Below are 11,809 nucleotides of genomic sequence, written 5' to 3' on the forward strand. Positions count from 1 at the left end.
GTCCAGAGAGGTCCTAACCCTTTGAGTAGCCATCTGATTACTAGAATTCAGAAGTTCAAAGAAATTATATACGGTTTGCCCCTATTTTGCAAGATAATTATTTAAAGGCAGAAGACAAACCAAGTGTTGATTCATATTATAAATGACTTGCGCTTCATTTGGCTAATTTTATGATACCCTTGCTTCTTTCTTTTGAAGCAATTTGCTTCCGACATGCTTTGCAAGATCCACAACACGGCAGGAATAACCCCATTCATTATCGTACCAGGCCAGCACTTTGACTTTTCTGTCACCCATCACCATTGTAGACAAACCATCGATGATAGATGAGTATTCAGATGTCGTATAATCAATGGAAACCAGTGGTTCATCACTGTAATGTAATATGCCCTTCAAACCATGATCAGCTGCATTTTTGAACGTTTCATTGATCAACTCAGCGGTCACATCCTGTTCTAAATCCACTACCAAATCGACAAGCGAAACGTTTGGTGTTGGTACACGTAAAGCCATCCCATGTAATTTTCCATTCATATGGGGAATCACTTCTCCAAGCGCCTTGGCAGCACCAGTGGAGGTAGGGATGATCGATTGCGTACACCCACGGGCTCTACGCAAATCTTTATGTGGATTATCGACATTTTTCTGATCACCGGTAAATGCATGCACGGTTGTCATCAATCCATTTTCAATACCAAATTCATCATCAAGCACTTTTACTACTGGAGCAAGGCAGTTCGTTGTACAGGATGCATTCGAGATGACATCATGTTCGGCAGCATTATATTCCTCATCATTAACCCCCATGACGATCGTAGCATCTACCTGCTTGCCTGGTGCAGTAATGATTACTTTTTTAGCACCAGCTTCTAAGTGCAGACCTGCGTCTTCTTTTGTTTTGAATTTTCCTGTAGCTTCAATCACTACATCTATGTCAAGTTCATTCCACGGCAATTCACGAGGATCGCGTGTAGAGCAAAGTTTGATTTCTTTCCCATCTATTTCTAAGCTATTTTGAAGCGCTTTCACTTCTTTCCCAAAGCGCCCATGTACACTATCATATTTGATCATGTGAGCAAGTGTCTCTGAAGGATAGCTCGCATTGATGGCAACGACATCTAAAGTTTCATCCATCACTGCTCTGCGGAGTACCATCCTTCCAATTCTGCCTAGACCATTAATAGCGATGCGCGTTTGTTTCATAATAAGAGCCTCCCATATATATGATATACTTTTAATTACGATTAATCACAAATAGTATAACACATTGTAAGCAATTGTGGTCAATAAAGTTCGTGTTTTCATTAAAAAACGACGCTTTAATAGCGTCGTTCCCTAAAATTCTACTATATATTCATGAAATCACATTCCATTTTCTCAGAATGGCATTAAGCTGCTGATAGGACTCATGTTTTGTTCCATTATTGTCGATGACCTCATCAGCCATTTCCGCTTTCTTCTTAACAGGTAACTGAGCATTTATTCGTTGTATAGCTTCTTCTTGCACAGACCCATCCCTTTCCATCAGTCGTTCCAACTGGACATTCTCATCTGCATACACTACTAACGTCTTATCTACCAAATGAGTCAGTTCGCTCTCAAATAACAAAGGTATATCCATTACTACCGCCGGCACTTCCTGGTTACAAAAATGATCCCTGCGTTCGATCATACGCTTACGTACCGCCGGGTGGACAATATTATTCAATCGTTTCCTTTTGTCTTCCTCTTTAAAAACGATGGATCCTAATTTTTTGCGATCGATTGACCCATCTTCCCGCAAGATGGATTCACCGAATTCCGTGACAATTTCATGATAGGCTTTTTCTCCAGGAATAACGACTTCCCTGGATATTTTATCTGCATCGATAACTGGTATATCATAGTCATCAAACATTAATGAGACGGTACTTTTTCCACTGGCTATACTTCCTGTAAGTCCAATTACTAATGTCACCGAATTCCTCCTTATACTAACTTCGACATCCCTAAGAGTATTAACATGACTCCTGGTACAACAACTGCTTTATCCACCCATTTGCTCCGGCTGAAACGATTGCCGATTTTAAGACCGGCATAAAGCAAAAAACTTGTCATAAAACCGATGGATAAAGCGGTGGCTATAGCGGGAAGTTCCATGAAAGCAGCACTAATTCCTGCTCCTAACGTGTCTAATGACAACGCCAAAGCCAAGAGTACTGCCTCCCATCCTTTGATCGATCCTGAATTATCCATATCTGCTAACTCCGGGTCCTTCAATATATCTGCCGGGGCTGACCAGGAGGACATACTCTCTTCTTCTGAAGATTTTGAAGGCATGATCAATTGAATCAAGAACCATGCACCAAGTCCGATCAAAATAAATGCGCCTAAGTTTGCTGCTAAATGTTCTGGAAGAAAACGCCCCAGTAAGTTTCCAGCCGTAATAGCTCCATAGAAAATCACAGATGACAAGATGGCTATCATTGCTAATGGCAGAAAGGATAAGCGTATCTGCTTCAGCCCGTAAACCACTCCTAGTCCCAGGCTGTCCATACTGACAGCCATCACAAGTAAAAATAAAGTAGCATAGACTCCCATTGTACGATCTCCTTCAGCTATCTGGATATGAGATAGTATATGGGAATCTTTTCTTAGTGTGTTACTGCTGGCAGTACCTGCAATAATGAGTACCCCTGTTGCTTACCTTTATTTTTTCAATTGGTGTCCCACAATTCTTACATGGCTCCTCTTCTTTACCATATACGAACAAACGCTGCTGGAACATTCCGATTTGACCCTGACTGTTTACATAAGAACGGATAGTAGTCCCCCCCTGTTGGATCGCCTCCTCAATTGTTTCGATAGCTGCTTGCCTGACCTTTTCTACTTGCTGCCGGTTAAGCAGATTGGCTTTACGTTCCGGGTGGACACCTGCTCTGAATAATGTTTCATCAACATAAATATTTCCCAGGCCGGCAACAATGCTTTGATCTAACAATACTGCCTTTATGGTACGCTGCGTTTTTTGTAATCGATTATAAAAATAGTCAGCGGTGAAGGAATCATCAAACGGATCCGGTCCTAACAAAGAGAGCGGTTTCTGGTTGATTTCTTCCCCCTTTTTAAAAATATGCATAGTACCGAATTTCCGCACATCGTTATAACGGAGCTCAGTACCATCATCTAATTGAAAAATCACATGTGTATGCTTTTTCATTGGTTCTGCAGCAGGGTAAACGCCGTATTTTCCTTCCATTCGCAGATGGGAAACCATAGAAATATCGTCAAATTCAATAATTAAAAATTTTCCCTTTCGATTAATCTCCTGTACAGTTTGTCCGATCAATTCCTGTCTGAACGCCTCTGACTCTACTGGCAGTTTGATGATATTATCCCATAACACGGTGACATCAGTTATCTTTTTATTCAAAACCAATTGGCGTAATGTTTGTCGTACTGTTTCGACTTCTGGCAGTTCTGGCATTTGATTCTTCCCCTTTTATTGATAAACGTTGTTGTTGATTTTTATAAAAGAAATATTCCACTATAGGGCCGTAAAGTCGAAGACTTTATTTCGAGATACTTCAGGTCCGTTGCCGAGTCAGGAGTAAGGGGCGGCTGGGAAACGATTCGCTTTCCTGTGGGGGAGCTGGCAAGCCTCCCTCAATGAATCAAAAGTTTCTTTTATTTTCGCTGTTTTCCATCCGTTTTCTCAATGGTCGAATGAAGGTGATTTCAACATCGTAAACAAATAAATCCTTATTTAGATAATTATGGAATATAAAGTGGCGACTGACGCTACTAGAATTTAATTTCCAGTAAATGGTTGCGATATATAATCGCACGATTGGATCTCCACAGTTACATGGTGGTGGACCCTCCCATATCTCTCAGCGTCTATGCGCGAAAATTCCTTCGTTCGACCTGACCATGTGTGGATGCCGTAAATGCTCCTCGGCTGGGTCTATGCCCTAATGCTTGGCATGGAAGACGGCTTATCCGTGCTTCAATTGTAATAGTGGTAAGAAAACAGTTTGAAATTATAACTAAGCTACTTCCTGGACATCTGAAAGATGTGGTATATCTTGAATCATACGTGTACTACTAAACGAACACTGGCGTGTTCCTATCACAAAAAGCACCTTAATTAGTTTGCGGCTCAGAGCAATATAGGCTTCCTTAGCTTTTAAAGGATTGGTGGACCGGTTTATTAAATATTGGTACAACGTTTTGAAGCCATCATTATGAAGGGCTAAAGATCTAGCGACTTGATACAGTATAGAACGTAAACGTCGTCTGCCTCTCTTGGTGATGGTGGTCTCTCCTTTAAAAGTGCCGGATTGATTCATTTTCAAATTAAGTCCCGCTAATTTTATGATTTGGCGTGGATCTCTATATTTAGATAAATCACCAACCTCCGCAAAGAAAGCAACGACAGTCATTGGTCCGACCCCTTGTATAGCTATCATCAGGTCAGCCCCTGGTATGCTTTGAACGATTTCTTCTAGTTCTTTCTCCAATACCTCGAGACGGCCTTGTAACTCTACCAACTGATAAGCGAGATATTGCATTTCCTTTCGTGCCATCCGGGAAGCTACGTTGATCCCTGCGCTCGAAGAAGCTGCTTGTTTAAGGTGACGAATCCGTTGGATTCCGATGGAGCGATAGGCTCCTGATTTCAATTCCTGAAGGAGCTCTTCTTCTGTTTTACGGTTGATATCTTCCGGTAGATATCCCTGTTCCAATAAATATGTCGCAGCTACGCCGGCCATATCTTTAAATACCGTAAGGAATTCAGGGAAGTAACGATCAAGTACATTATGGACTTGTGCCTTGATAGACGATAAGTCTTCCTGAATTATGTCGTGAAGTTTGACCCCTTAACGAAGTTCAGCATAAATTCCTTCCGGTAATGACGGCTCATTGTAGCGACCATCACGAAGGAGTTGAGCGATAACTTTCGCATCCTTCGTATCATTTTTGGTAGGTGAATCGTCATCTAGCTCCTTCGATCGCTTGACCTTCATCGGGTTAACAACAACGACTTTTACATCTTGCGCTTTAAGATAGTAAGCAAGATTCAACCAGTAATGTCCAGTAGGCTCCATGCCAATAATCATACTGGTACGTCTGTTTTCTTCTGCCAATTTCTCAGTCCATTTCATAAAAGCTTGGAAGCCTTGGAGTGAATTGTTGAAAATTAATCGTTTGGCAAGATCCTTGCCGCGATCGTCGACCGCACGTGCGACGTGCTTTTTCTTCGCTACGTCAACACCAATAATTAAGGTTTGTTCAGTAATTTGCTCAAGGCGAGAATTTTGTGTAGAATCCATATTAGAAGTCTCCTTTCGGTACTTAATTCGAGGTCATGCATGACACTTGACACTCTCTATCGTACCAAGGGGACTTTTTTTATGCACATCGCATATACATCGATTTTAGCTTAAATTGATTTATGACAGGAATGCTCCTCGGTCGTTTCACGACCTGTGGGGTCTCGCCTAGCCCCTTCTCCCACGGGAGTCTCACCGTTTCCCCGCCACCCTATCCTTTTCGAGATAAACGGACCATTACAATGAATGAAAATGCTTCTACCTATGCTACATAATGTGTATACAAGGGGTGTGGCAGTTTTTCCTTTTTATGAATAGCTCTTTAAAATGCTTCATGCGGTTGTTTCCGTCTCTTCACCACAGCAAGGAGGTCCGGGAAATTGCGAGACTCCTATGGGATGAACATGACCGGTGTGATCCCGGAAGGCGAAGCCTGAGGAAGCTCACCACATGCCTATGGAAAGCGAGTGATTTCCCGGACCTCCAAACGCTCACAAACGTAACGGAAACAGTTTCTCTCGAAACTGAGTCTTCAAGTAAAGGGAGCTTATCTGCAAAATTAACAATGGGATTTAACAGAGCGGATTATTTTGCATCGTACCAGGTCGGCCCGTAGGAGGAATCGACCTTTAATGGCACATCAAGCTCTACAGTGTTCTCCATTACCTCAGCCACTATTTTCTGCAATTGCTTAATTTCATCTTCCGGAGCTTCCAATATCAATTCATCGTGTACCTGCAGTAATAAGTTTGCTTCTAGCTTCTCTTCTTTCAATCTATGGTGTAAATCAATCATCGCTTTTTTGATGACATCCGCTGCGCTTCCTTGAATCGGTGTATTCATGGCAGTGCGTTCTGCTGCATTTCTTCGATTGAAATTCCGGCTTGCCAAGTCTGGTAAGAATCTTTTTCTGTTCATGAATGTGGTGACATAGCCAGTCTGTTTGGCTTCACGGACCGTTTCTTCCATATATGTCTTAACCCCTGGATAACTTTCTAAATACCGGTCAATAAACGCTCTTGCCTCTTTCCTCGTAATACCGAGGCTTTGTGATAAACCAAATTCACTGATTCCATAGACAATGCCAAAATTGACAGCTTTTGCCTGCCTTCTCATTTCACTTGTCACTTCATCAGCTTTAACTTCGAATACTTCCATCGCTGTCTGCGTATGGATATCCCGGTCTTCCTTGAAAGCCGCAATCAACTTCTCATCTTTCGCAATATGAGCTAATACGCGCAGCTCAATTTGCGAATAATCACTCGCGAACATAACCCAGCCTGGTTTAGAAGGTATGAAGGCCTGGCGTATTTTGCGCCCTTCTTCTAAACGGATAGGTATATTCTGGAGGTTAGGGTCTGTGGAACTCAACCGGCCCGTTTGGGTCAAAGCCTGGTTAAAGCGAGTGTGGATTTTTTGCGTATCCTTATCCACTACTTTGAGAAGTCCTTCGATATAGGTCGATTGCAACTTTCCTAGTTGACGATAAGCAAGCAGCTTAGGGATGATTTCATGCTTTTCCTGTAATTGCTCCAGCACATCTGCGGATGTGGAATAACCCGTTTTAGTTTTCTTGATAACAGGCAGTCCAAGCTTTTCAAACAAGATCGGGCCGAGTTGTTTAGGTGAATTCAGGTTAAACTTTTCACCTGCCAGCTCGTGGACTTGCTCTTCAATTTCTTTAAGGCGGCCCTGAAGCTCCTCTCCCATTTGCTTTAAGCGATCTACATCAACCTGGACACCAAGGTGTTCCATTTCACCTAAAATTAATGCTAATGGCATTTCTAATTCTTTATAGAGCTCCAGCTGATTGTTTTGTTTTAACTGTTCTTCTACTTTATCTTTTAATTTATATAGCAGGTAAGCTTTTCGGGCCATATGCTCAGCAAGCGCCTCATCATCAGGGCGCTTGATTTTAGCCCCTCTTCCATAGACTTCTTCGTCATATTGTACGGATGTTTCACCCATTCTATGGGCAATGGAAGGAACATCATGGTTGTTTTCCGAAGGGTTGATTAAATAGGAAGCGAGCAAAAGGTCAAAATCAACTCCCTTTAATTCCACACCTTTTCGCAATAATGCAACCACTGTTTTCTTAGCATCAAAAACCCATTTTTTCTTCTGTTCATCCTTTGCCCACTCGCAAAATGCTTTAGAATCAGCAGCTGTTTCTACTGGGATGAAATACTTCTTGTCTTTATTAACTACTGTAATTCCTTCGATATCAGCATGATGGTAATTCTCATGAAGCATTTCTACAAAAACTGATTCCGTACCTGTAAACATATCGGGAGTTATCTCTGTAACGTGCTCCACGTTTATCTCGGGTAACTCTTCAGCTGCCTCTTCCGCATCCTGATTTGAACCAGCCACTCTTCCCAGCAAAGATTGGAAACCAAGGTCCTTAAAAGCATTGCTCACATCGCGATTGCTGTAACCATCATAATTCAGATCTTCAAGCTTAATGGTTACTGGCGAATCTCTCTTAATCGTGACTAACTGTTTACTCATGAACGCATCGTCTTTATGGTTTTCAAGTTTTTCTCTTAGCTTGCCTTTGACTTCATTGATATTTTCGTAAAGACTCTCTAAGGTATCGAATTGTTTCAGTAATTTCACTGCAGTTTTTTCTCCAACACCAGGCACACCGGGGATGTTATCAGAATTGTCTCCCATTAATGCTTTTAAATCGATGATTTGATCTGGACGTATTCCCATCTTTTCCTGCATGAAAGATGGGTTGTATTTTTCTACATTGGAAATACCTTTTTTCGTCAGGGTCACATCTGTATGTTCAGAAACCAGCTGGAGAAGATCTTTATCCCCTGAAATCACATTAGTCTCCAACCCTTGTTTTTCCGCTGAACTGGCTAATGTACCGATGATGTCATCTGCTTCATATTGTTCAAGTTGGTAATGAGGTATCTGGAAAGCATCCAACAGTTCTTTTAAGACAGGAAACTGCTCAGAAAGTTCAGGAGGTGTTTTTTGCCGACCTCCTTTATATTCTTCATATGTTTTATGACGGAATGTGGTTTTGCCTGCATCGAAAGCAACCAAAATATGGTTTGGTTTGTCTTCTTCTAAAATGCGGAGCAGCATAGTCGTAAAACCATAAACTGCGTTTGTATAAACCCCTTTATCATTGTTCAACAAAGGCAAAGCAAAAAACGCTCGGTAGGCGATACTATTTCCATCAATCAGTACTAGCTTGTCTGCCATGATTCCACTCCTTCAAAACTTAATCTTTTTTAACCCTCAGTTTTTCTCAGTTTTTAATATGTTATTTAGTATGTCTGATTTTCTAAGTATAAGGCTTGTTAACTTTAGTTGGATATGGTTTTAACAGCAATATCCATTCCCGTTGCCATATAAATATTGAACTGCCTTCTCTATTCTACCATGTTTGAAACAGAGAAGAAAAAAGACGCTCTTTTCCTAGGCATTTTCGATTATCGTATGTGCATCCACAGGGTACCATTGCTATTTAGTTACCTATTTGACCAGCTCTTTGAAGCTTTAATGAAAGAAAAATAAAAAAACGGCAGCTAAAATAGCTGCCGTAAAAAGAGAAACACCCTGGATGAAGGGGTCAGTATTTATCATATCAATGGTACTTAAAGGAAAAATTAAGCAAATGTTAATTTTGTGTTAAGTCTTTAGGTAATGTCACGTGAAAAGTAGTCCCTTGACCAGGTTCGCTTTCTACTTCCAGGGAACCATGGTGAGCTTCTACAATATGTTTTGCGATTGCCAGTCCCAACCCGGTCCCTCCGGAATTCCGACTTCGTGCTTTATCCACTCGATAAAACCGTTCAAAAATACGAGGTATTTCCTCTTCTGGAATACCAATCCCTGTATCTGCTATTGACACGTTTACATGATCTTCCTCGATAGAAAGCGAAACATTGACTTCGCCTCCCTCGGAGCTGTAATTTATCGCATTTGTCAATAAATTGAGAAAAAGCTGTTTCAACCTGGCAGAATCACCGCGAATGAATGTTGTTTCTGAGATATCGCTAAGGATACGAATGTTTTTCTTCTCAGCATTTTGGTCAATGATAGTAATTAAATCCTGCATCAGCTGCTTTAAATTCACATTTTCAATATTTAACTCAAAATCTGCTTTTTCTAATTTAGACAATTCCAGTAGATCTTTGATAAGAGATTGCAACCGTGTACTTTCTTTATGAATGATCGTCAGAAACTGCTCTGCTAACGCCGGATCTTCCATAGCTCCGTCAAGCAAGGTCTCCGAAAACCCACGAATAGAAGTAATGGGGGTTTTGAGTTCATGAGAAACATTAGCAACAAAGTCTTTTCGCATCTGTTCCAACCGCTTTAGATCTGTAATATCGTGAAAAACCAGTACCACACCTTTCCATTTTCCACCTTCATTGAAAATGGGCGCTCCGGTTATTTCAATATGCTTACGCTCAATGTTGATTGGCAGTACAAAGTTTTCTCTTACAGTTTCCTCCAGCATAAATACAGATTTAATCGCTTCATGGATAGAAGTATAGGGGATAGCATCATAATAAAGACGTCCTATATAATCCTTAGAATTTCCTGTGAAACTTTGCAAAAAAGCACGATTGACTAAATGGATATATCCTTTTTCATCAATCATTAACAGGCCGCTTCCCATATTATTGATAACAGCTTCCAATCGATTATCCTGCATATCTTGTTCTGTAGTCATCTCTTGCAGGTTGCGGGCAAGAATATTGATCGATTGACTTAATTTTCTAGCTTCTCCAAAATAGCCTTCATACGTCCTGGCTTTATAATTACCTTCAGCCAATTCAGAAGCCACGTCTGCGGCAGAACGGATTGGTTTTACATACTTTTCAAATATCTTATATCCAATAATCAGGACAATTATCAACCCAAGAAGTACAGTGAACAATATTAACAGCCATATATTTTTTGTCACGTTTTCCAGGGAGTCCACGGGTGTAGTTACTACTAACTTTCCAGTTATTCCATCTGTTTCAATAGAAACCGGATAATAATAATCATTCCTCACAAATTGTCCTTCTGCTCCGTCGCGGTTTATCGCTGATGCTGTCTCAGCCATCTTTTCCTCATCAACTTGATCCGAATGGATAACCCCAGCCGTGTTTATTAAAATTTCATCATTCGCATTAAAAAAAATAAATGCAGTATTCATTTCTCTACTGAGCTGTTCTAAAGCTTCCTTATCCAGCTCGCCATTATCGACATGCTCTTCAAAAGCCCTGGAATAATAAACACTTTCATCCTCTATTCGTTCCTCAAATAAACTGACAAAATAACCATGTGTTAATTGGGCAAGTATTATCCCCAGCCCTAACATGATAATCAATACAAGGATGGTATACGTAACAAGGGGACGAGAGTAAACTCTCATTTATTTCGGCTCCTCCATCTTATATCCCAGACCACGGATGGTTTTGATATAAACAGGTTTTTTCGTATCCGGCTCAATTTTTTCTCTTAAATGGCTGACATGAACATCAACAATACGGGTATCTCCGACAAAGTCATAATTCCAAACCGCACTTAATAACTGATCACGAGCTAGCACTTTCCCCTTATGCTGGGCAAGATACAATAACAATTCAAATTCTTTAGGTGTGAAAGTCAATTGCTCGTTTTTGATAGTTGCTTCATATTGCTGCGGATAAATGACCAAATCAGCGATTTGGATGGATTCGGAATTATCTTCCTCCACTACACGATTTGATCTCCGCAAAATAGCTTTTATCCTGGCAACTACTTCTCTAGGACTGAAAGGTTTTGTCAAATAGTCATCTGCACCTAATTCCAGCCCTAATACCTTATCGAATTCATCATCTTTTGCAGTCAGCATTAAAACAGGTGTGTCCATCTGGTTCACTCTAAGTTTTTTACATACCTCCATACCATCCATTTCAGGAAGCATGACATCCAACACAATCAAATCAAAATCATCTGATTCAGCTTTATGTAAGGCTTCTGAACCTGTATAGGCCACTTCAGTTTTAAAACCAGCTTGTTCAATGTTGTATTGCAACAGGGTCACGATAGACTCTTCATCATCTACAATCAATATTTTTTCTGCCATTCTGATCACCTCACAAAGAAACTATCTTTATCATACAATTAACCCTCTTGTTTGAACACAGGAAGAAATTAAATTTACATAATCTTTAGACTCTGGCAAACGTTTTTGTTGATTTTTATTAAGGGAATTACTCAATTGTATGGCCGAAAAGTCGAAGACTTGATTTCGAGATATTGTTGAATTTTAGGGGCTCCGGGAAACGATTCGCTTTCCGTGGGCGTGTGCTGAGTCTCCTCAGGCTTCGCCTTGCGGGGCCTCAGCGATCCCGCATATTCCACAGGAGATTCCTGTGGGATTCAGTAGAGGGGTCCTTGAATTAAAAAAAGCCCTCCGTTAAGATGCATTTGTACAACCAAATACAAACATCAAAAGGAGGACTTCCCCTTGAATTCTAATAGGAATGATA

At 40.8% G+C, this 11,809-nt stretch carries 7 protein-coding genes and 1 pseudogene; all 8 read right to left on the reverse strand.

The features are described from left to right. Positions 1–168 precede the first annotated feature (168 nt). The 8 genes and pseudogenes from ACGTN9_RS15085 to ACGTN9_RS15120 all read right to left on the reverse strand — a co-directional run bounded on the left by ACGTN9_RS15085 (position 169) and on the right by ACGTN9_RS15120 (position 11,403). Positions 169–1,203, reverse strand: a complete 1,035-nt coding sequence (locus ACGTN9_RS15085; RefSeq protein WP_499594139.1) for a glyceraldehyde-3-phosphate dehydrogenase — start codon at positions 1,201–1,203, stop codon at positions 169–171. 151 nt (positions 1,204–1,354) lie between these two features. Next, positions 1,355–1,957: a dephospho-CoA kinase gene (gene coaE / locus ACGTN9_RS15090; RefSeq protein WP_499594141.1), complete on the reverse strand. Its 603-nt coding sequence runs from the start codon at positions 1,955–1,957 to the stop codon at positions 1,355–1,357. A gap of 11 nt (positions 1,958–1,968) precedes the next feature. After that, a complete protein-coding gene (ytaF, locus tag ACGTN9_RS15095; protein WP_499594143.1) occupies positions 1,969–2,580 on the reverse strand; it encodes a sporulation membrane protein YtaF in 612 nt (203 codons plus the stop codon). Positions 2,581–2,641: 61 nt separating this feature from the next. After that, entirely contained in the window at positions 2,642–3,466 is an 825-nt protein-coding gene (mutM, locus tag ACGTN9_RS15100; RefSeq protein ID WP_499594145.1) for a DNA-formamidopyrimidine glycosylase, read from the reverse strand. Between the two features lie 562 nt (positions 3,467–4,028). Next, positions 4,029–5,315, reverse strand: a pseudogene (locus tag ACGTN9_RS15105) (IS110 family RNA-guided transposase). A 585-nt stretch (positions 5,316–5,900) separates the two neighbouring features. After that, positions 5,901–8,537 carry a DNA polymerase I gene (gene polA, locus ACGTN9_RS15110; protein WP_499594147.1) on the reverse strand — a complete coding sequence of 879 codons (2,637 nt, stop codon included), beginning with the start codon at positions 8,535–8,537 and terminating at the stop codon, positions 5,901–5,903. A 418-nt stretch (positions 8,538–8,955) separates the two neighbouring features. Then, the gene (pnpS, locus tag ACGTN9_RS15115) at positions 8,956–10,707 is read right to left on the reverse strand and encodes a two-component system histidine kinase PnpS (RefSeq protein WP_499594149.1); all 1,752 of its coding nucleotides are present in this window, start codon (positions 10,705–10,707) and stop codon (positions 8,956–8,958) included. Further along, on the reverse strand, positions 10,708–11,403 hold the full coding sequence (locus ACGTN9_RS15120) for a response regulator transcription factor (RefSeq protein WP_499594151.1): 696 nt from the start codon (positions 11,401–11,403) through the stop codon (positions 10,708–10,710). Between the last annotated feature and the right edge of the window lie 406 nt (positions 11,404–11,809).

It is taken from the genome of Halobacillus sp. B23F22_5 (assembly GCF_043497085.1).
Lineage (GTDB): Bacteria > Bacillota > Bacilli > Bacillales > Halobacillaceae > Thalassobacillus.

What these genes read in the sequence shown, in the direction of transcription:
- ACGTN9_RS15085 (WP_499594139.1), bottom strand. Translation starts at nt 1,203, where the DNA reads ATGAAACAAACGCGCATCGCTATTAATGGTCTAGGCAGAATTGGAAGG.
- ytaF (WP_499594143.1), bottom strand. Translation starts at nt 2,580, where the DNA reads ATGGGAGTCTATGCTACTTTATTTTTACTTGTGATGGCTGTCAGTATG.
- mutM (WP_499594145.1), bottom strand. Translation starts at nt 3,466, where the DNA reads ATGCCAGAACTGCCAGAAGTCGAAACAGTACGACAAACATTACGCCAA.
- polA (WP_499594147.1), bottom strand. Translation starts at nt 8,537, where the DNA reads ATGGCAGACAAGCTAGTACTGATTGATGGAAATAGTATCGCCTACCGA.
- pnpS (WP_499594149.1), bottom strand. Translation starts at nt 10,707, where the DNA reads ATGAGAGTTTACTCTCGTCCCCTTGTTACGTATACCATCCTTGTATTG.
- ACGTN9_RS15120 (WP_499594151.1), bottom strand. Translation starts at nt 11,403, where the DNA reads ATGGCAGAAAAAATATTGATTGTAGATGATGAAGAGTCTATCGTGACC.